This window comes from Cellvibrio sp. KY-GH-1 (assembly GCF_008806975.1).
In the GTDB taxonomy this organism is placed as follows: domain Bacteria; phylum Pseudomonadota; class Gammaproteobacteria; order Pseudomonadales; family Cellvibrionaceae; genus Cellvibrio.
The window spans coordinates 3,983,938-4,006,570 of record NZ_CP031728.1; the positions used below are offsets into that span (position 1 = coordinate 3,983,938).

The window sequence follows — 22,633 nt, forward strand, 5'->3', positions numbered from 1 at the left end:
AGAAAAATATGCTATCTTGTTACACAAGGATTTTGATTGGGTAGAAACGAAATGCGAGAAGCGGAAATAAAAAGAGCTTTATCCAACCATTTGTCACCTCCGGGTGTTCCTTATTTTTTAGAGGAGGTTGAATTAAATGGAGGGCAGTATCGTGCCGATTTGGTTGATGTATCTGATATGCATTGTTACGAGATAAAGAGTGCAGGCGATAATCTTGCTAGGCTGATGCAGCAAGGTAATGGCTACAGCCGAGTATTCGACAAGATTACTCTTGTAGCAGCTGAACGCCACCTGAAAAAAGCGCTGCCCATTCTTCCATCATGGTGGGGAGTTATTGCAGTGCTTGAAAACGAAAATGAGCCATTTAAAATAGTTCGCTCGGCAAAAGCAAACAAATACCACGAACCGTTCTATTTGGTAACGCTATTGAAAAAGGACGAATGCCTTTCAATTTTGGAGAAAATTGGCAGCTCTAAAGGCTGGAAGAGTAAAAGTCTTTATCTGCTACATGAGCATTTAGCTAATGCGCTACCATTAAAAACGCTAAAAATTTTCGTTCAAGAATGTTTACTTCAAAGAGTTTCTTTTATTAACCTAAACTCTTGAGTATGAGAGCCTCAAGATAGCTCTCATACTCAACTAAATTATAGATTTACTGAAAAGTCTATGGAGTCTTTTTTATCAATTCTTTTATCACAAATGTAATGTGATGATTCCAAGCCTCTGCGAAATGATATCCTCCTGATTTTTTATCCTTGTCCTTCAGTTCCTGATTAGCTCGATCTGCGATTATCTTATCGCCCCATGAATAGTCTGCGCCTTTAAAAACATCCTCATAAACATTTAACAACAATTCGCTGAGTGCTATCGATTCTGATTTCTTCGCATTTGCACCCCGCAAGATAAACCAAGATCCTTCACAGGTATACCGAATTGCGACTCTCGATCCTCTTCTCTGTAAAGTCTCTTCTGTCCAACCTGGGGATAATATGCCGTAGTCTCCATATCCCAAAGGCCCCCTAGAGTGACGAGATTGTATGTTTTTCCAAAATTCTAAATCATACCGAATAAAATTTTTCGGACCATTTTTCACGCTCGATAGATCACTTGGAAAAGCACCTGATATGATGTGGATATTTTTGAATCCTTCAGATCTTAATTTTTTTAGATTTAAATCCAAATCATTCAAATTAACAGCGTCTTTTTCTTGAGGCGAATTTCCAAAATCAACAATTAGACGTTTATTTTTTCCAGCAAATAATTCATCTGCTTTTTTACAGTTCGCAATGTTCGCATCAGTTATTTTAAAATCACTTACTCTAAGTCTCAAAGCAATTTCTTCGTGTTTTGAAATGGCTTTTATTAAATTTGTATTTGAATAAACTAATGCATCCATTGGGTTAAGTGCTGGTACTATTGGATGTTCGTTATCTCTAGCATATTTAAGAAACTCTCGGAGCTCTCGTATACGCTCAACAGTAAGTACGCCTTGAGGATTTGCGTAATCGATGATGGCAGGTGCATCCCAAACTTCTTCAAAGCATTCCAACAATTTGGTGTGTTGGTCATGATTTCTTATTTCTAAACATGGTAAAACACACTGTTTAATATCTTCCTCTAAAAAACTTAAAGCGAGTCGTTCATTCTTCTGCCATTTTATTATTGGAATATACTTTCTAAGTTCAACGCCTTTGATCCCCATATACCATCCTTCATACCCAAAAATATAAGTTTTATTACGCGCCGCCCTCAAAGGGTAGCAATATCTGCTGAAAACATAGATTACGCGATATTTCGTGCCTCTTGGTTTATTTAAATGCCTCATCATTATTTTTCATAATTAAATACCTAGTTGATAATAACTATCTGAGAATATCAGCCAATTAATTGATTTTATGCCCGGTGGATGGAGCGCTATGCATGAAGATGGAAGGTAGGCATTCCAAGCTAATGGACCCCAATATGGCCTGCTAATAAAGCAGTACCTACGGAAAGATATTCCTCAGGTGAAATTTGTACTTGGCTGATTACAGCACGGTATATCTCACGTTCTGGCTTGATAGGCCTGCCTACCAAATTATGGTCTTTCCATGAGGGCTATCCCCTAAGACTTATTGCCCATGAAAATTATGTTGTTCCGGAACATCTGCTTTAACATCCCGAATCCACGATGATTTTTATGTAACACAGCTCTTGAAATGTGGAAAATAGCGCCTATCTATTGATCAACTTATTGTTGGGCTTAGGCAAAGATCCCTATTAATCACTCTAAGAGAGCGAATCTCGTTGTGCGTAGGAACAGCGCCTAATTAAAAAGAATTAAGCGAGATTACGAATGGCAAACTTCCTAATGCTGGCATCCAGTCACATTCTCCTTGCTGGCAGCATTTCAAACACCACAGAAAACTCTCTCATTGATCGTGCACATGAGTTTGTTTACTCATTTGTTGAAGAAGTGCTTAACGCTGGTGGCGGTTTTGTTATTTATGTAGCCGCAGAACCAGTCAACGCAGATAACAAGCCGTTGCTATTCGACTGGACTGTGGCTAAGGCTGTTGACAAGCTGATCTCTGGCAATAGTTCAAAGGTGCGCTTAAAAATTGTCACTTCCCAAGAGCGTCTCCAATCTAAGGCCAACGCCGAGCAGCGTAAGCTTCTAACGGGGATGACTGCGCGTGGCGTCGCCGAATTCATCCATATCGAAGAGGAAGTGTTAACAGGTGGCAATGTTGGCGACGAGCAGATTGAGCATGCAACCGCAATGGTGGCGTTGGGCGGTGGGAAGGGTGTTTTGGATCGGGCTCGCAAGATGGCGAAGAAATTGTTGCCCGTACTTCCACTCGATTTGCAATTGGGCGCAAATAGTGAAGATGGTGCCGGTGCACTTGGCGTGCTGAAGAATTTTCAAACCAATCCCCTGACCTATATGCCGAATAGCGGTAATAAAGTTGTTAAGGTTCTGCCTGCCCTGTCCCTGCAAGAACCTGTGATTTCCTTGTCTGATATCAGCGAACGCATTGTCAAAATCTTTTATGAGGAAGAAAAGGCCAGGATTGAGGCTTTGCCCCCGGATGTACTTGTACTCACTGCTTTAGATGTAGAGTTGGCAGCTGCTAAGCAAGCATTCGGAATCGCGGAAGATGCCGAGCACTTCACAACAAAGAACGGTTTGCATGTATGGAGAGCGCCTGTCTCTAAACATGGAGGTAAGACGGTCAGCTGTGTAGTGGCATGCTTTGCGGGGGCTGGCAATGTAGACGCGGCTTCTGTGACCTCTATGCTCTTGGGAGAGCTGAATCCAGCTAACGTAATGATGATGGGCATAGCGGCTGGTCTTCGAGACAAATGCGCGCTGGGAGAGGTCGTCCTTGCGGAGCGAGTCGTCGCCTATGAAGGTGCCGCTCTTGTTGAGGGAGGCAAGATCGAAGCTCGACCAGAAATAACCAGATTGAAAATGCGGGTTCGCCAGGACGTCAGTTCCTATCTCTCTAACCGAGCGACCCTCGAATCTCGCCTCACGGACAGCTACAAGACGTTGAGCATTGAATTCCCCGACCATGTTGAAGCCGGCTCAGTTGTTCAGGGAGTGATGCCGAAGACTGCCACTGTTGCTAGTGGCGAAAAACTCCTCCGCGATCCGGAGAAGTTTCTTGGTATGCGTGAGCTTCACGGCAAAATTGAGATCGCTGAAATGGAAGGTGCGGGCCTTTTTGCTGCATGCGCTAACTTCGGTAAACCCGTGCTAATGGTTCGTGGTATCAGCGATTTCGGTGATTCGAAGAAAGACAACAGGTTTCACCTTTTGGCTGCGAAAGCTGCCGCCGCCGTAACCGTCGACTACATAGCGAATGGTATGTCGTTGCAAGATTAATTATTAAATCGTTCATTTTTGATGTATTGAAACATGGAGAAACAATGCCTCTATCAAATGCAGAGCTTGAATATTTCGACCATAACGTGTTGCGTCTTCCAGGTGAGAAGCGCAAGGAATACCACGCGCAGGTTGACAACCTCGTAAGTGAGCTAAAAAAGCGTATTACTGACAAATCAAAGCTAAAAGTCACAAAGGTAGTGAAGGCTGGTTCGTTTGCTAAATACACTATTTTGCGCAAGATCGATGACTATCCGACGGATGTTGATGTTGTTTTCTACATTACCGGTGTAGAGGAAAACAGTAAGTCCTACGAGGAACTGTGCAATAAGATTTACGATTTGTTGATAGAGATCTACCCAACCAAAAAAGTTGAGGATTTCGAAATTCAGCGTCGCGCAGCTAAGGTAACTTTTGTCAAAAGCGGCCTTGAAGTAGACGTCGTCCCGGTCCTGCAGCACAGCACGGATCCAGATCACGGTTGGCAGTATGACATTCAGACCGGAGTTAAGAACCTTACCTGCGCGCCGTGTCACATTCAGTTCATCCGCACGCGAAAAGATAAAGACAAGCACTTCCGTACATTGGTGCGCTTAGCAAAGCGCTGGAGGCACTTTCACGACATCGCTGGCCTGAAATCCTTTCATATCGAACTTATTTTTGCTCATCTTGTTGATACGGATGGTCCCGCAGAGAGCATTGAGAAGCGTCTCAGAGAATTTTTGGTTTATATCGCCCGTACGAAATTGAGTGAACGCATCGATTTTCCGGAAAATGCTGGCAAGCCGGTAGTTAGCTTCAGTGATCCGGTTGTAATTATTGACCCGGCAAGTCCGGAGAACAATGTGGCATCCCGTATTACTGCGGAAGAACAGGAGCTGATCGCGAAAGCTGCGGAAGTAGCTTGGGAAACAGCGACCTACGCATCCGTTGAAAACAATGAAGAAATCTGGAAAGAAATTTTCGGTAGTCGCTTTAAGACCAAAGGTTAATGATTATGAGCACATATTCAAGTACTAGTACCTATACAGTTGCAGATGTTGAAAATGTCATGCGCAGTGTCAAGGCTGACTTAATTATGATTGCCAACACAACCAAAGCAATGACCGAAGTCGATGCGGCGGAATATGCCCATGACATTGAAGTGCTGGCTAAGAAAAACCATCTCAAATTCGCCGATGTGACGCTCATGAATGGTTCCACCGAGTTACGGGCAATCAAATATGAGTTTCAGACCGAAGGCGCGACAGGGACCGCTCGACCCGGCGGCGTCTTATGGCCCTTGACACCGAAAGACAACGGCGGACGGATTCGCATACATTTGCGGTATTCCGATTCGTCATCGACAGAGGCGCGCGCGAAGCTCCCATTAAAGGTTTCTTGGGTGCCATCATCAGCTGATACGAGCCATAAGGGACTTACTTCTGCGGCTGGCCGTGATTACAGTAGCAACGGCTTTGGGACTAACAGAGAGGATTTTTCGTGAGTAACCCTTCGGTATTTGAATTAAAAACTAACCTTCCAACGGCCCAGCTGGATCTTCAAGCACAGAAATTATTAGGCTTCGAGGCACGCTACCTACGCGTGAAAAAGCGGCTTCAGCTCATTCTGCAGGCGAATGAATTGGAGCGTTGGAGTCAAACGCATCACAAAAAGCAACTTTCGGTCATTGGACTATTGAATGACCAGTATCCCCTAGCCATTTTCTATGGCGATGTTGGAACTGGCAAAACCGCAACTGCCGAGGCAATCGCGAACCGCTTGGCGCGTGATGCAAAAATCGAAGATGCTATTCTGTTCAAACTGAGTAATAAAGTCCGTGGAACAGGTAAGGTCGGTGAAATGGGGACTCTGATTACCCAAGCCTTCGAAGACATTACCAGATCCATCGGTCCAGGCAAGGGTCGTGGTTTCTTGATCATTGATGAGGGTGACTCTCTGGGAGCGTCGCGCAGTCAGGACCATAGTCATCACGAAGATAAAGTAGGCGTGAACACGTTGATTCAATCTATCGACAATATACGCAAGCATGGCGGCCGTATTTTTGCGATCCTTTGTACAAACCGTCTAGCTGCTCTGGACGCCGCAATCATTCGCCGCGCGTCGATTGTTGAGGAGTTTGTACGACCAACGGACGAAGAACGGAAGGAGCTTTTCACAAAGGATTTGGGTGATATGGGATTCTCGGCGACTGAAATCAATAGACTGATTCAGTCGACGGCAGCAACAGAAACTAAACCGGCTTGGACATACTCTGATATTCGGACGCGCTTGTACCCGGCCGCTGTGTCTTTGGCGTTTCCTGATTCGCCGCTGACGATTGAGCACTTCCACCAAGCTCTTGCGGAACTGGAGCCATCACCTGTGATGGCAGGATGATTCAACCGCGATAACCGGAGTAAGCTAATGAAAAAACGTGAAGTTTTTATCTCGGTCGATATCGAAACTGCCGGGCCCATTGTCGGTGAACACAGCATGCTAACGGTGGGTGCGTGTTTGGCGTATCAACCAGAGATATCCTTCTCGGTAATGTTAAAGCCGATTAGCGAGAAATCGGTCGCTGAAGCTCTGGCGGTTACAGGGCTGACATTGGCAAAAGCTGAGAAAGACGGTCTTACACCAAGTGAGGCAATGTCACAATTTGCTACCTGGGTCGCCGAGAACGTATCCCAAGATAGTACGCCGGTATTTGTGGGATTGAATGCTTCGTTTGATTGGGGATTCGTGAACCACTATTTCCTGAAATACTTTGGCGACAATCCGTTTGGCTTTACAGCACTGGATATTAAGGCTCTTTTCATGGGTGCAACGGGATGCACCTGGTATGACACTAAGTCAAGCGCCATTGATAAGGTAGTGAATCCAAGTCAGAAGGGAAATCACGACGCTCTTGACGATGCAAGGTACCAGGCAGAATTGTTTAGGCTGGTCTACGCATTGAGTCAAAAGAACAAATCTGAGATTTCAGCCTGACAGAAGATAATTTTTGTTACGCGCTCCATTTTTGGCTGGCAATAGCTACTGCATTACTAAATTCCAATCAATGTGGTGGCCGGCAGCTTTCAGTTCGCGAGCCAACGCTTGCCTCCAGCCTCCGCTACTATCCATCGGCTCCCACACAACACCAGCAAAATCGCTCGGTATTTCAAGTTCGCCGCGTTTTAGTGCGCAGACATGATCACGACCAAGTCGCCCTATAAAGTAACCGAGTTCAAGCAAAACATTTTGTCGGGCGCGCGGTTCGGTGCTCCCACCTTTTGCGCAGCCTTCATCATCAGGGGTTAATAATACAACTGCGAAGCCAACATCTCCGTGTGCCTCGACCTTTTCGATGACAGTGCGCCCTCGGTTTGCTTGTTCGTGCAAAATAATCGGCTCAAATCCAATTCTTTCTAAAAATCTTGCAACCGACTCTCGGGCACCTTCATCATGGCCATGGACGATAAATATTTTTTTAGAGGTTGTTGGTCTCACAAGTCTAATATCTCCTTTAGATTGGACGTAGTTCTTATAATCTCTTACGAATGGAATTATTAGCTGACCAGTTAAAGAATGGATACCAGAAATTATTTTATTCCCGGAATAAAAATACTCATGTGCAAATGACGTTGCGTAACCAGGATCTTCGGCCAGCTTTTGCAACAATAAGATAGTTAATCCTAGGCATTGACTTGAATTATCTGGCCATTCAAGTTTGGAACTGCCTACCATACTGCCACCTGTAGCTTCACTCGCTATCAAAAAAGCCTCAAGATCTACATTAGAGGTGAGTTCTTGATTAAAGCTAGATAACTCTTCGTGGTTCAATAATTGAGCTATTTTTCTTAGTGGGCGCTCATAGGTCTGCAATTGTGAAGCTTGCAGATCCAGGACGGCATGGTTTAATTCAGAAAATATATCCAACGGCATCAATCGTTACCTTTTAATCTGGCTTCAGCAGCCTTTTGAATGATGTTTTCGCGATAATTTTCCTTCATCTCCTCTGCAAGAGGGCCTATGATCGGATTTGATGAGTAACCGCCAACCTTCTCATCAATAATATGTGATATTTGCTGTATTGCAGCTTCAATGCTGCTTGGGTCGTGAGGATCAAATCGAACCGTTCCTAGCTCGCCGTCAAGTGCCTCTAGCGCCCTACTAGCTTCCTTGAGTTGGCGCTGAAGCGAATCCAAACCGTTGATCTTAACCATAGTGTCCTCTCTCAATGCTTTGAGCCTGAATGATAGGTCAAATTTCAATTTAATAGCATCAATTTAACAACTTGCAAAATATGAAAAGCCCTGACAAATCAGAGCCTCTAGAGCTAAGTATTCTTTACATTCATTAGCTGTGATTCGAATCGCTCGGAAGAACGCTTAGTGGAAGTTCTCTGGCCTACTTATACGTTCAGCATTCCACCAATGCGACGAAACCACCCCTCGACTTCGCCGTTAGGGTCGCGCTCGCGAATTAATGCTGCTGTCATTTTTGGAAAAGCTTGCTCAGCAAGTTTAGCTTTTGCCCTATTCTCCCCTAATGGGGCACCATGACCCCGTGCTTGAGAGAAGGCTTCTCCAAACAACTTTGGAACGGATTTACCATCAGCACCTGGTTGGTCTTCAATTGGAATGGTCACGCCAAACGCCGCCTGGATTGCTGAAGGATGGAGGTAGTTTTCGATCTCATGTTTAGTCGTTAACGCCCCCCACGAACCTTTACCATCTGCCCGTTGGTTAATGGCATCAATGGCTGCGCCATAAGTATTTACGTCACTGTCATAAATATGGACTTCCGGGCACCCCAATCCCTTGAGGTAGTGTTCGGACACCCAGTGTTTCAATGTCCCGCCACCCAATACGACGAACGCAATCCGTTCATCTGTATCTAGATTGGGAATGGTAGGATCTTCTTGATGCAAGGCACGACTGAGATATCGAAATGCGGGGACATCCGTTGGACCCTCGACGCAAATCAATACTTTGACCCGGCTATCTGGGGTTAACCCCAGGGTATCCGCCACAGCGCCAAACACGTCTACTCCTGCATCAACCACTGGATTATCTGCCGCATCCCGGGTGACAAACCGGATCCCATCCAAGGGAAGGTCGGCGGCAAAACCAGGGCTATGAGTAGTGAGGATCACTTGGCATCCAGGCTCAGAAACCAAGGTTTTGAAGGAATTGATAAGGATGCGCTGGTTATTGGGATGCTGTGCGGTCTCCGGTTCCTCGATAGCGTAGATAATGCTGCGTTTAGCGCTGGTTGCAAGCCTACGTTCCGCTTCGGCTTTGAAAAAGCTCACTAGGATCATGCGGCGGATGCCGCTGCCACGCTTATTTAGCGGAATGCCCTGATCAGTTTCCATGCTAATCGAAAATAACCCATTCCACTTTGCGGCTGTGGGTGGAGTGAACTGAGGTGTGAGATCGTTGGCGAGATTGGGGTCGATTGTCTTTAATGCTTCGTGAGTGCGCTGTACGATCTCTTCGGCTTTTTCTTGGACACGTTGTTGGATGCGAGTAATCTCAGGTTGCACTTCCGCAATTGCAGCAGCGATAGCAGCTTTCAGGGGATCCTGAACCTCTCCATCCGAATCACGACTATTACGGTCGCTCTGGAATAAGGCGAACATGGGCAAGTGAGTTTCCAATTGTTCCCAAATGCGCTTGCAATCTTCTTTTGGTTTTGAGACTGGAATTTCTACGTTTGCCAGCTGCAAATTAGTGGTGGATTGCCAAATCGCTGCTCGCATTCCGGGGTTTCCCTTTAGGGCGACATTAAGCCCTCGAGCCTTTACAAGTTGCTGTAGCTCCTTTTCCTTTAATTCAAGCAAATTACCCACTTCCGGCGCTGTGGGGTGATTAGCCAAAATGAACACTTCCACAGTTGGCGTTTTTTTGCTGCAATCAAAGACCTTTTTGATTTTTAGGGTGTGGTCTGTAGTGAGGAGATACTCTCCAGACAAGCTGGTTTCTGCTCCAGCATCCACACTCAGGGACGGTGGAAGATCGGTAAACTCGCAGGTAATGGAGATATTGGTATCAGCGCCACGGATATGGACATCCTGGGGTTCAATCTTTACGGTAGCGTTGTTAAAAAAGATTTCAAGGGCTTCGAGGATAGTGGATTTACCAATATCATTTTTCCCGATGAAGGTCGTTAGATTGTCAAATCGGGTGGTAATCGGATCTTTATAGCAGCGAAAATTCTGAAGGGTTATGGCGACAAGCTTCATACAAATCCTTGGGTTATCGATAAAATTCCGTATTGATGTCTATTGGCGCATCATATGGCTACAGTTAAGTGCCTAAATAGCCAAGAGTCAATGACACTGCATTACGCAAATTTGCCTTCAATCGCGTAAACCAGAAGATGGATAAGGGATACAACGGTGACGGTTACGTTTATACAGAGATTGCCGTTTTTGTCGTTGAACCCTACGGGACGCTATGCAAATCAGAAAGATGCGATTTTCTGACCAATATGAGGGAATTCGAGACTTTTTATGGAAATAAGCCTTAACTGGGCACTTTCATTTCCAACTGGATGTGCTCGCTAAAGTCTCTTGGCCTCTTTATCCATAGCAAATATGGCACTACCAGCAGCGTATCTTCAGGTAGTGAAGAACCCAAATATCAGGCATATGGATAATTAGTTCACATAAATGAGCGCATTGTCGCTTAAAGCTGTTTAAAGTGTGTTCTGTCTTTGATATTTTGCCGCCACTTTTTCTACGTCCAAAATTTAGACTCCAGATTATTCGAAAGGGATACAACATGGGATCGTTATTCGGCTTGCGCAAGCTCACTGGGCTTGTCGTTTTCGCTTGTGCATTTCTTTTTACTGTTCAAGCCCATGCATCGGCCTACCATGATTGGCTGGTTTCCCAGCAAGGCGAAGATGGTTCAATCCTAACTGAATCCAGTCTATCTATCCCCATACAAAGTACACATGAAACGTTAAAGGCGTTATCGTTTGATCAAATCAGCAAGCCAACTCAAGTTGCTTTAGCACAAAATTTTCTCGCTTCTTCCGACCTTACAAATACCGAGATATTAGTCCGTGTCATTAGCGCACAATCGTTAGTGGGAAGCGTTGACGGCGCATTAATATCTGAGTTGTCGATTCGACAAAATAATGATGGTGGTTTTGGTAGCTATAAAAACTACGAAAGCGATCCGTTGAGCACTGCGTATGCGCTACAAGCGCTCGCTACTAGCCATACTACATCGGCTCAGATTGCAAAAACGGTTGGTTATTTACTCTCTAAACGCCAGTCCGATGGTGGATGGAAATTGGATGGCACTTCCAGCATAGCATTGACTTCTGAAGTAATTCTTGCGCTCGCTAACCAAACCAAATTCTCTGGTGTGTCTGCCGCATTAGCGGGGGCACGCGCTTATCTCATTAATAAGAAGAAAAACGATAATACCTGGGGTCAAACATTTGAATCGGCATTAGCCTTATCCGCCCTTGCAACAGGAGCTAATACATCAGCGGAATTATCGGCAAGTGTTGAGGCAATTTCGAATCGCGCTAGTGCTAATAATTGGCATAGTGATGTCTACACCACTGCGTTGGTATTGCAGGCGATTAAACGTGTTAATTCAATCGGCAATACAACATCAGGCAAAGGATCAATAAAAGGGCAAGTATTAGTTGTTGGATCTACTCAGCCTGTAATAGGTGCAACGGTTTCTGTTGCCAATACCAATTTGCAAGTGACTACCGATACCCAAGGCCAATTTAATTTGGTTAATGTGCCGGAAGGAAGCCAAACATTATCGATTAGCAAAACCGGTTTCTCCTCAACCAGTGCAGTGGCCGTTGTTAAAAATGCAGTGGTGACGGATGTAGGTCAGCTTGTTCTTGGCCAAACATCATCAGGTAGTATTGTTGCTGGTAAGGTTTTCAACAGTGGGTCTTTGGTTGCAATCTCCGGCGCAAGTATTGAGTTGAAAGGAGCCAAGCAAGTAACGGTTACCTCAAGCTCCAGTGGTGTATTTGAAATTGCCGGATTGCCTAACGGAAATTACAACTTTGTTATCGATGCGACTGGCTACCACAAAATATCAGGCAGCTTTTCATTAACGTCTGGCACAAATGTGCAAATCAATCAGGGCTTGGTAAGTGTTGATACTCCGTTAGTCAGTGATCCTGCCGCGTTGTTTGGAAAGGTTGTGGATGGTTCAACGGGTTTGCCAGTTGCCAATGCACAACTTGTGATTAATGGTTCCAGCATCACAACAAATAATTCCGGTGAGTTTACTTCTCAGCCCTTAAATCGTGGTGCCCATGTTATTCAGGTTAGTGCTGCGGATTACATCAGTGCAAGTTACAACATTAATTTTCCGGCGGGTGCAGCAGGTAATCTGGGAAGCCTGGCAATTTATAAAGCAACTGCCACTGAACTGCCAACAAAGGTAGAGTTGTTAGCAACAACGATTAATAGCGTCAGCGGTGTTCCAATTTCTGGTGCAACTATTACAGTGCTGGGTGAAGGCGTCACCGTAACAACGGGTGCTGCTGGTAGTGCAAGCCTGACGGGTATTGATAGCTTGTCATTCACTCTCGAGATTGCCGCAACGGGTTATGTTACCCAACAAGTCGTTGTAACAGCCTCTTCATTTGGTGCCGTTGCCGGTACATTCAAATTAGTTCCTACCACTCCGGAAGAAAGTGCCTGGTCGCTGTCAGGCATCGTGCGCGATGAAATTTCAAAAGCACCCATCCCTGGAGCTTCTCTAAGTATTAATGCGGGAGCCTTTTCTGCAATCACTGATGCTGATGGTCGTTATCAGTTTACAAACTTGTCAAATGCAAGCATGACTCTGGATATTTCGGCGGACAATTACTTACCGTCAAAACAAGCAATTACGTTGGGTGCTGTGAAAGGTGCCTATGTTGTTGATCTGAATTTGTCGGCACTTGATATCAATTCCAATCTCAGCGTTATCTCAGTATCTGCCCCGTCATCTGTACAACCGGATTCAACCGTGACATTGAGTGTTGAAGTAGAAAATACGGGTTCTGTATCTGAAAGTGCACTCGTATTGGTGAAGCTGGTTAATCAAAGCGGTGAAGAGGTTGACTCTCTAATGCCGTATTTTCCAGGCACTACCACGCTAACGCCCCATATTGATTTCGGACCTGGCGAACGAATTACGTTGGAAGTTCCGTGGCAAGTCAAACAAACCGCCGCTGGTGATTACACAGTGCGCGCCGAAATTATTGAAGCTGGAACCATGACCAGAGATTTGCCGCGCGGCAAGGTGCTGGCGGTTTCATTTGACGAAACTACAGTTGAGGGTGTTGCAGTATTTGGTGGTGCACTTGATATAAATCCTCCTCTCACCCAGGCCGGTGCATCTACACCCATCAAGTTGGACGCGTTGTTACGCAATAATGGCAATCAGCGTCTCGATGCTGGCCAATATGAATTAAAAATCACACAAAAAGAAAATGGCAGCCTTTTGCATAGCGCAATCACGAATGCAAATGCGCTTGAGCAAAATGAAGTTGCAAGCTTGAGCTTTGGCAGTTGGACTCCGGCCGTGACGCAGCTTGGCGAAATGAATGTCGCTATTACGCGTATTGATGCAACAGCGGGAAAAATTTCTGGATCTATTTATGTTGGTGATGTAGCAAAAGCAGAATTTTCTATCGATAGATCTGTTCTTCCTGAAGGCGATTCGGCAATCAAAGGAAAAATTCGATTAACAGGTGTTGACACCAAATTGGGTTCGAGCGTTGACCCGTTATTTGTATTGGTGAAAAACGCTGTTGAAAAAGGTGCTGGGTTTACTGGTCCAGGCGCAATCAGTTGGGATAAGACAAATCGTTGTCTGGGCTGCCATATTCAAGCCCAGAGTTTGGCGAGTTTGGGGTCTGCTCTAAACAAAGCGACGGTTGATCCAATTGCAGCAAAATATTTGCTCAATACTCTAACCACAGGTCAAAAGTCCAACGGAAGTCTTGAAACTGACCATCCTGAATACACGAAAACTTCAACACTGTTTGGCGCTTGGGCATTGTCCGCGTGGCCTGAACAGCAACAAGTATATCGCACACAGATTAAGGCACTTGAGCAACTATGGAATACTCGCTCAACCGGTACGGGTACAGTTTATTGGGCTCAAGACCATAATACGGGTTGGTTGAATAATAATTTAACAGCAACATCGATTGCGGCGTTAATTGCTGCTAGAGCGCTTGATTCAGAAAAAGAAATATCAAACTTCCCATCGGATTATGCATGGGGATCATCAATTCCGTTTGTTACTGGTGCAGCTGGAGATCATGTTTTTAAATCCACCGGCCATGCACTATTTTTGGCTAAATCAGGTGGGCGTCTTGAGCGAGTGGATTTGGCTGCGTCAGCCACTCAAATAGTTTTCACGTCTGTATCTGGAGTGAGTGGTCGAATAAACGGGCTTGATGTTGATCCTGATGGTGGTTTCTGGATGACTACGGAACAAGGCCGGTTATTGAAAACAACACCAACAGGTGTAGTGGTTAAAAACTTTGGAGTTTGCTCATCGAGAACGGGCGGTGCATTGCTAGATGCATTGGCTCTACATATCTATGTTGTTTGCCATGATGAAAACACTCTTAAGCGAGTTGATACTACAACAGGGATAATCGAAATAGTTGCAAGTGGCAGTTTGTTTAACAGACCCTATGGTTTAGCTTGGTCTAAAGATGAGGTCTTGTTGGTTGCTAACTATGCATCCGCAAATATTCTAAAATTTGATACCAAAACGTCAGAACTTTCTGTTTTTGCGGAGGGATTAAAGGGATATCCAATTCACATCGCTGTAGATACTGATGACGCTTTGTTTGTTACTGCAAATGCGATGGGAGGTTCTGTTGCTGGTGTTCATAAGGTTAGACCTGATGGTACAGCGGAACGCATTCTTTGGGGTAATACGCCTTTCGGTGTGATAAATCACGCAGATAAGATTTACATCGGTAGTGGGCCTGGGAATAAGTTGTTTGCTCTGGAACAGTTGCCATTAAACAGAAGTATTCTCCAGAATTACCAAACAGCAATGCCGTCGATAGCACAGTATCTATTGAACAATTTCAATATCGCGACTACTGATAATAATTTACAAGCAACAGCATTGATAGGATTTGCCGAAGCTAAGAAGTATTTATCGGAAGGTGCATTGCGAGATCAGTTGGATACAAAAATAATCGCGATTGCTGATCTATTAAAATCGCGTCAAGCACCTAATGGAGGTTGGGGAAAAACTGGTGTCGCTACAGATGCTAATCGTGATCCTTTGATGACCGCATTAGTAGGTATCGCTCTTGAGTACACATCTCCCTCTTCTCAAGATCCAATGGTTAGAAGTGCTATTACCTATTTGCTTAACACGCAAAAAGCAAATGGATCATGGCACAGCAATACTGGCCTGTTTACAACGGATTTAGGCACAACCAGCTTGGTTATGGTTTACATGCCTAAAGCGCTCGATCGTATCGGTGGCCTGGACGTGAAACTCACTCTGGATCAACCAGCCAATGTGCTTTTGTCCAATCCATCAATTGCGCCTGATGTAACTAATGCATCAGCAACTGGTGGTACTCAATACGTCTGGGATTTAAAAGGTGTAACGGGTAATGGGCGTGATTTGGTCTTTGATTTGGCGGTGAAAGATCTTGGATTAAAAGAGGTTCGTCCGGTGGGCAGTGCAGCGCAATTTGCGTTTGCCAATTCATTTACCGATGAAACCATTACCAAAGCTATTGAGATCCCATCGGTAACGGCTGCAACAGAACAAACTCTGGATCTGCAAACGGATAAATCGGTATACGCTGCCAATGAGGCGGTGCAGATTTCCAATCTGGTTAAAAATCTGGGACCAGCGTTCAACGGCGGTAAAGTGAAGCTTGCTATTCATGCGGCGGATAACCATGGGCTGATTAGTGAATTGTCTCCATTAACCGTAAATGCGTTGGCGATGCAAGAAAGCCAATTAATTACTACCCAATGGAATACCGGCACTACTTCAGCGGGTGCTTATAAAATCCATGCGCAACTGATTGATTCCCGTGATCGAGTTGTAGCGGAAGACTCCGCTGTAATCACGATTACCGCTACACCTACTGATGGCACCAGTTTGGTTGGTGCAACACTTTCTACCGATAAACAACAATACCGCTTAATGGAAACGGTGAAGCTGGATACCACAGCGCTTAACCTTGCACAGAATGCCATTCAGTCTGCCTCACTCGGTAAACTGCGTGTTGTAAATGCTCAGGCACAGGTAGTTTTTGAACGCGATGTTGCTGTTCCGCAATTGGCAATCAATGGTCAATTTGCATTGCAGTCTGCTTTCGCATTACTCAATGTTGATGCAGGTAATTATCAAGCATCCTGGCAAATCTATAACGCAGCAGGAACAACCTTGCTTGCTTCTGCCAATGCAGCTTTCGCTGTAGTGGAAGATCCCCTTCAAGCCTTATTGGGAACTGTCACTGTTCAACATCCCGAAGTGGATCGTGGTGCGATGCAGCAGTGTGATTTCGCAATAACCAATCGCGGTAACAAAACGCTGGATGCAATTGCGTTAAAAAAATCTGTTGTAGCCGTCGACGTTGAGTTAGTGAAGGACGAAAACCTTAGCCAGCTTTCACTCATTGCATCCGGTTCTGAATCCTATCAGCAAGTGTTTGGTACCACGTCGTTTGAAAAAGGTGATTATGCGTGCGTACTGGAAGCAACGGTAAATGGTCAGTCTGCGGTATTGGCTACAGCACTATTCAGTGTAAAAGAATCGCCGATTAAATTAAGTGGCGACTTGCGCCTGGGTGAGAAAGCTCGCTTATTGGTATTGATTGATGCTTCTTCCACTGAGCGTACTTATCTGGAAAGTTTGCTCACCAATGCCGGTTGGTTCTACACCATTGTTGATAGCGCGGCAGCATTTGCCATAGAAATAAATCAAGGTGGTTATGGTGTGTATGCTTTGCTCAGTGAAAAAATTACCCTGGATCAAGCTACGCAAACTTCATTGAATGCCAAGGTTGCAGCAGGTGATGGATTAATTGTCGCGGGTGCAACGGATCGCCGTCATCAAACAATTGAGCACGTCTTGGGTATTAAAGCGCGGGCAAATGAGTCCTATGCAAAAGGTGTTGTAGTCAAAGACAGTGCATTAGGTCTGGGATGGCAGCGTGCATTTAATAAATCATCACAAGTGCTTAACTTCACTGCGAATGGCGCAACCATTATTGGCGAATACAAAAATGACTTGCCGGGCGCAGATGCACAAACGGTCCTCGGCGCATTAGGTGCAGCAGGTCGTTACGGTAATTTTGTGTGGGATAACTTCACTTCATTATCATCGACAGTTGAAGGTCGTCTGGCAGTGGGTGGCAATCTGAGTCTGCAAAATTTCAGTGTGGGCGATAAGCTCGATCCGAACAAACTGCATGACGTAGTGACGGTGGGTGGTAATGTGACTTTCCCATCAGGTCGAATTTACTACGGCAACTTAATTGCTGGTGGCAGTGTGTCGGGTGTGGGTGATGCTGTACGTTTTGGCATGGCAACGGGTGCGGTGATTAAAGGTAATGCACCGATGCCAGTTAATTTCAACGGCGAGCGTGAATACCTGCAAGAACTTTCCGCAAATCTCTCCGCGCTGCCTGCAAATGGCACGGTGAAAATGCAATGGGGTGGCTTGGAATTAAAAGGCGATTGCACCAGCAGTTCGCAAGTCTTCAATGTGAACGGTGTAGATCTTGGCGTAGCGCATACTTTTGCGGTGAGTTGTATTCCTGCGAATGCTACTGTGGTATTCAACGTGTCAGGCCAGAGTGTTGCGATCAAGAGCATGGGTATGCAATCGCTCACCGCAATTCGCGATAAAGTGCTGTTCAACTTCCCGCAAGCGACTTCGCTGTCTATGACCTCAGTAGGCATTGAAGGCAGCATACTGGCTCCATTTGCCCAGGTGAATCAACCAGCGGGCCGCGTCGATGGGCAGGTAATTGTAAAAACCTGGTACTCAACCACCAACGGTTACATGTCTATTCACAATCGTTTCTTTGGTGGCGATTTGTTAGGTGCGATGGGGGCTGCAAGTAAAAATGCCTTATCAATCTATCAATACCAACAAGGTAAATCGGTATTTGCTGGCTTTGATCTGCTAGCGCAAGCGACCATCCTGGGGGGTAGCAATGAAAATCCATTTGCCAGCTTGTTGCTCGCTGCGTTGGAACAAGTGAACCCTGCTCCAATCATGGCAAGGGCGGGCAAAACCCTGCCGATTCTTGTTTCTTATGAAAACACCGGTGCGCAAACAGCGACCGGTCAGGTGAAACTGGTAATGCCGGCTAATGTCAGTGTTATCAGTGCAGCTAACTTTACGAAAGTCACTAACAGCAATGATTGGACTGCTCCGCTTGCATTGGAAGCCGGTGCTACGCGCACGCAATTACTCTATGTGAAATTACCGCAAACCGGTGGAGAGTTGCTCCAGTTGCAACTGCAAACAGGGACCAGTCCGGATTGGGAAACTCGTGCAGAAAAATTCCTGAATTTACAACCCTGATTGTTAAGACAAACCGGTTCTGTGACAGAGCCGGTTATCCCCCTTTTTCAATTTAAATGTGTATTGAGTAAGACCAAAGGTAAAACATTATGAAACAAGGACATCCCATAAACTCGGGAACCAACAGCATCACCATGGACAGCTTTCGTGGCGGTTTATTTACACGAGCAATCGCTGCGTTAACATTATTCTTTTTTACCTTTGTGTTTTACGCCAACCCGGCAGCGGCGGCAGTTGCCAACGAAATCAACAAAGAAGACCAGCGCGAAGCCGCGTTGGAAGCTGCCATAGAAACCACACCCGAGAAAAAACTCAGCAATCGTCTGGCAAAACTGCGCGATAAAATTGTACTGGAATTACCGCAAGCGATTGAGCAGCGCGAAGCCGATCAAAACTGGTTCCAAAGTGCCTTCGCCAGTGTATTTGGCGATGGGCCAATCACCAGTGAAGAGCTAACTGAATTGCAAACGTTGAGTAGTAGCATTGATGCCGCCTACCAGGAAGCGATTACCGAATTTGAAACCGAAGCAACTCAATTTGAGCAAGAAGCCGCAGCAGCTGGCAACGCGCTCAGCGACGATGTTAAAAAATTAATTAAAGAACGTCATGCACAAGCGCTGGAACACATCAAAACCCGTTATGCACAAACCAAGCAGCAACTTGCTGCATTAGTGAGTGCCCAATCGGCCAGTGCACAAGAACAAGCGCTTGAGCAATTAAACGAAACACTCGAACAGGAACAATTTAAACCCACGCATACTCCTGCAACACCGGAAAGCCTGCCATGGAAAGCGCCAGATGAAACGGTACGTGAACCCGTGGATAACCCACAGGATTTACAAGCAACGCTGGGTTTAAACCCTTACGCTAAATACGCACAACTCGCACAAGCGGGTGATACCGATCCAGCCCTGGTCGCACAGGCCATGGCCAATGCCGCTAACGCAGAACTGCAAGCCGCATTAACTGAAAATATTGAAATCCAGTTAACGCCAGAAATCAAAGCGCTCGCAGCCGAGCTTAACAACAACACTATTGAAATTTATACCTGGGTTCACAACAACATCCGCTTTATTCCCAGCTATGGTTCTATCCAGGGCGCTCAGCACACACTGGAAACCAAACAAGGTAACGCCATTGATACCGCGAGTTTATTAATTGCCTTGTTGCGTGCTGCCAACATTCCTGCGCGTTACGCTTACGGTACGGTAGAAATTCCCGCAACCAAAGTTATGAACTGGGTTGGCGATGCGAAAACCCCGGAAGCGGCCCAAGCCATCCTCGGTATGGGTGGTGTTCCAACGATTGGCCGTGTTGAAGGTGGAAAGATCACTACCTTCAAACTGGAGCACGTTTGGGTTGAAGCTTATGTGGATTATTTCCCCAGTCGCGGTGTAGTCGAAAAGGCAGGCGATAGCTGGATCCCCATGGATGCGAGCTTCAAACAGTATGAATTTGTTGATGTGGTAAATCTAAAAAATGATGTGCAGTTTGATGGAGAATCATTAGCTAATGCAATTCGTACTAAATCGATTGCAAACAAAGAGCAAGGATGGATTCAAAATCTACCGAAAGCTGATATAGAGGCACAAGTCGTTAACTTTGAAAATCAAATAAGTAATTACATTCAGAATCAGAGCGCGACGAAATCTGTAGGGGAAGTACTTGGCTTACAAGAGGTCAAATTCTTACCCGCTCGACCATTAGCCGCTGGGTTGCCATATAATCGCATTATAACTAGTCAGACTTTTAATGAAGTCCCGAATAATCTGCGCCACAAATTTAAATACACGCTAGCGACGGAAAGCTACGGTTATCCTGGTGATGAATTTATTTCTATTGAGGAGCCGACCGCAAAACTAGCTGGAAAAACATTTGCATTAAGTTTCAAGCCCGCAACAAATGCAGACGAAGATATTATCGCTAGTCGTTTACCTGCTTTGGAAGCAAATGGTTCGATTGATCCAGCAAAAATTCCCAAAACGTTACCAGGTTATTTAATTAATCTCACCGCCGAATTCACTATCAATGGTACAACTATTAAATCTGGCAGCGCTGGAAAAATGGGTGGTGAACTTTATGAAGAAATGGGCTTATGGAGTCCAAAAGAAGGTTGGGAGACGAGTGTTAACCATCCAGTAGCAGGTTCTTATCGTGCTATTGGTCTTGATCTTCAAGGAGTGAGTATCGAGCAAGCAATGCGCTTAAAGCAGCGGCTAAATTCGACAAAAGAAAAACTTGAAAATCCCAATCAAGTACAACTGGGGTCGCTTACTAGACATGATTTAGTTGGTGATCTTTTATCGGCCACACTATTCAATTACTTCGCACTAAATGATCTGCAGGACAAGATTGTTGCACAAAGCTCCGATGTAATCAGCTATCGTTTGCCAAGTTACGGCACTTTTAGTACTAGCTTGCAAACACAATATTGGTTTGGCCTGCCCAGAAATGTAGCATTTGTTGGTTTAACTATGGATATAGACCATATGAAACAACATCGTGTTGCAAAAAATAATAATAAACAGGATGCAATAGAATTTAGTGAGGCAATCGGTGCCAGGATGAGTGCTATGGAGCATCAGGTTCCAGAGGAAATGTTTAGTAGTTCAGCGGGAAAAGCCGAAGGAATAAGTGCTGTAAAAGCGTTGGCTTTAGCCTCACAACAAGGTCAGAAAATCTGGATAATTAATCATTCTAATCTTAATCTGGCGTTAGGACAGATCAATCTTGGAATTGAAGCAGAGAACGATATTCGTAATGCCGTAAATGCGGGAAAGATTGCTACCGCACATGAATCAAGAATTAATTTCAATGGTTGGATTGGAGAAGGCTATACATTAATCGATCCATCTACTGGGGCAGGAGCTTACATGATTTCTGGTGGTGGAAACGGAGATGAAACAAAATTGCCAGAAAACGATCCATCAGGAGTAAATTTAGTAACAGCGACCGCTCCAGCACTAGTTTTAACATCTTTGCCTGGTACTACTAAAACAGAATCTGCAACATTTTTCGGTGTTGTTAAATGTAATTTAAGTGAGGTTGCTGTAACTATATTAGTTGTTGTTGCTCTGGCGGCGACAGCATTTATGTTTGCGCGCTACATTCGAGCTGCGGCTCTAATTCCTGAAATTGGAATTGAGGTAGCAACAATGATTAAGACTGCTATTATTTCAGCTCTTGCTTTATCTGGAGTTGCTAATGCGCAAGATTCTTATCAAAGAAATTGTGAATGTGCCAGCGGAATTACAGGTCGAGTAATAGATGGCGTAGTTCAGTGTTGGATTTGTAGTCCAGCATCAGAGCCTGTCATTAGAGGGCGTGTACAAGAATTAAAAGGAGTAGTCGAAAGCCTAGGTGGCTGTACGGGTCCGAGAGCGGCAGGTTATACGCGCTCGCAGCTGATTTTAAGAGCTGGGGCATACAGTGATTTAGCTGAAGCAAGAGATGAGGAGAATGCTTGTTGGGCGCCACCTGATCCAGCTCATATTGCTGAAGCAAACGAAAATCGAGTTTCGGCTGGCGTCTGTGCAGCTAGGGCGGGTTTATGAGTGAATTAAAAAATTTAATAAATCAACAAAGAGAAAAGGTACTTTCTGATCTCTACACAAATTTTCAATCCGTTGCTTATCTAGGTAAGCACTACACTTTGGCTGACAGCGACTATTGCGATAACAATAGTCGATTTCCTGATGCTGGTACTGATGGTTCCGGACGGACAGTTGAGCAATTAATACCAGTGCATTGGAATGAAAAAGAAAAGGAAAAAATCAGGGACCAGATAATCAGTTTGGATGTGCTGGATAAAAAAGAACATTGGGATACAGTTACAAGTGAGTATATGAAGAGTTTTCAATGCGGATTTCATTATCTGGATAGTTACTCATTCAAATATTACTTATCTGCATTCATTAATTTATATATTGCCAACCCTGTATCTACTAATGACTTTTCTCAAAGGTTTTTTAATTGGTTTTTGAATCCGCATACGGTGGTGAACGATTGGTATAGCAGTCTTGGCTTTCCTCAGCTGAAGGTTGTGGTTGACTTTTTGATTTATGTGGTTATGTTAAATTCAGATGATTCTTTTGCCGCAAAGCAAGCATTAGAAATTGAATGGTTAAAACATGAGAATTATGGAAAATCCATGTTGGGAAAGTATCTTGAAGAGAAAATGATTGATGATTTTATTGAAAAATAATAATTCGCAAAA

At 44.9% G+C, this 22,633-nt stretch carries 13 protein-coding genes; 9 read left to right on the forward strand and 4 right to left on the reverse strand.

The features are described from left to right. The first annotated feature begins 36 nt into the window (after positions 1-36). Positions 37-606 (forward strand): sce7726 family protein, encoded by a 570-nt coding sequence (locus D0C16_RS16870; RefSeq protein WP_151033433.1) that lies wholly within the window; start codon positions 37-39, stop codon positions 604-606. A 58-nt stretch (positions 607-664) separates the two neighbouring features. Here D0C16_RS16870 and D0C16_RS16875 read toward each other — a convergent pair whose 3' ends face one another. After that, the gene (locus D0C16_RS16875) at positions 665-1,702 is read right to left on the reverse strand and encodes a hypothetical protein (RefSeq protein WP_191968527.1); all 1,038 of its coding nucleotides are present in this window, start codon (positions 1,700-1,702) and stop codon (positions 665-667) included. Between the two features lie 633 nt (positions 1,703-2,335). On the opposite strand from D0C16_RS16875, the gene D0C16_RS16880 reads away from it, so the two are divergent. From D0C16_RS16880 to D0C16_RS16900, 5 genes are read left to right on the forward strand one after another with little or no spacing between them, the layout of a single operon-like run. Then, positions 2,336-3,871, forward strand: coding sequence for a 5'-methylthioadenosine/S-adenosylhomocysteine nucleosidase (locus D0C16_RS16880; RefSeq protein ID WP_151033435.1), 1,536 nt, complete (start codon positions 2,336-2,338; stop codon positions 3,869-3,871). 44 nt (positions 3,872-3,915) lie between these two features. Then, on the forward strand, positions 3,916-4,863 hold the full coding sequence (locus D0C16_RS16885) for a CBASS oligonucleotide cyclase (RefSeq protein ID WP_151033436.1): 948 nt from the start codon (positions 3,916-3,918) through the stop codon (positions 4,861-4,863). A gap of 5 nt (positions 4,864-4,868) precedes the next feature. Further along, positions 4,869-5,357, forward strand: a complete 489-nt coding sequence (locus tag D0C16_RS16890) for a hypothetical protein (RefSeq protein ID WP_151033437.1) — start codon at positions 4,869-4,871, stop codon at positions 5,355-5,357. Further along, positions 5,354-6,250, forward strand: coding sequence for an ATP-binding protein (locus tag D0C16_RS16895; RefSeq protein ID WP_151033438.1), 897 nt, complete (start codon positions 5,354-5,356; stop codon positions 6,248-6,250). The genes D0C16_RS16890 and D0C16_RS16895 overlap by 4 nt, the downstream gene beginning before the upstream one ends. Positions 6,251-6,277: 27 nt before the next feature. After that, complete coding sequence (locus tag D0C16_RS16900) at positions 6,278-6,844, forward strand: 3'-5' exonuclease (protein WP_151033439.1); 567 nt, start codon at positions 6,278-6,280, stop codon at positions 6,842-6,844. Positions 6,845-6,889: 45 nt separating this feature from the next. Here D0C16_RS16900 and D0C16_RS16905 read toward each other — a convergent pair whose 3' ends face one another. From D0C16_RS16905 to D0C16_RS16915, 3 genes are all read right to left on the reverse strand, one after another. Next, positions 6,890-7,780, reverse strand: a complete 891-nt coding sequence (locus D0C16_RS16905; protein ID WP_151034978.1) for a TIR domain-containing protein — start codon at positions 7,778-7,780, stop codon at positions 6,890-6,892. Next, positions 7,780-8,061: a hypothetical protein gene (locus D0C16_RS16910; protein WP_151033440.1), complete on the reverse strand. Its 282-nt coding sequence runs from the start codon at positions 8,059-8,061 to the stop codon at positions 7,780-7,782. The genes D0C16_RS16905 and D0C16_RS16910 overlap by 1 nt, the downstream gene beginning before the upstream one ends. 188 nt (positions 8,062-8,249) lie before the next feature. Continuing rightward, on the reverse strand, positions 8,250-10,085 hold the full coding sequence (locus D0C16_RS16915) for an ATP-binding protein (protein WP_151033441.1): 1,836 nt from the start codon (positions 10,083-10,085) through the stop codon (positions 8,250-8,252). Between the two features lie 541 nt (positions 10,086-10,626). Here D0C16_RS16915 and D0C16_RS16920 point away from each other — a divergent pair. The 3 genes from D0C16_RS16920 to D0C16_RS16930 all read left to right on the forward strand — a co-directional run bounded on the left by D0C16_RS16920 (position 10,627) and on the right by D0C16_RS16930 (position 22,621). After that, positions 10,627-18,417, forward strand: coding sequence for a choice-of-anchor A family protein (locus D0C16_RS16920; RefSeq protein WP_151033442.1), 7,791 nt, complete (start codon positions 10,627-10,629; stop codon positions 18,415-18,417). 89 nt (positions 18,418-18,506) lie between these two features. Further along, positions 18,507-21,971: a transglutaminase domain-containing protein gene (locus D0C16_RS16925; protein ID WP_151033443.1), complete on the forward strand. Its 3,465-nt coding sequence runs from the start codon at positions 18,507-18,509 to the stop codon at positions 21,969-21,971. Next, positions 21,968-22,621 (forward strand): DUF6714 family protein, encoded by a 654-nt coding sequence (locus tag D0C16_RS16930; RefSeq protein ID WP_151033444.1) that lies wholly within the window; start codon positions 21,968-21,970, stop codon positions 22,619-22,621. Before D0C16_RS16925 ends, D0C16_RS16930 begins: the two co-directional genes overlap by 4 nt. Positions 22,622-22,633: the final 12 nt, after the last annotated feature.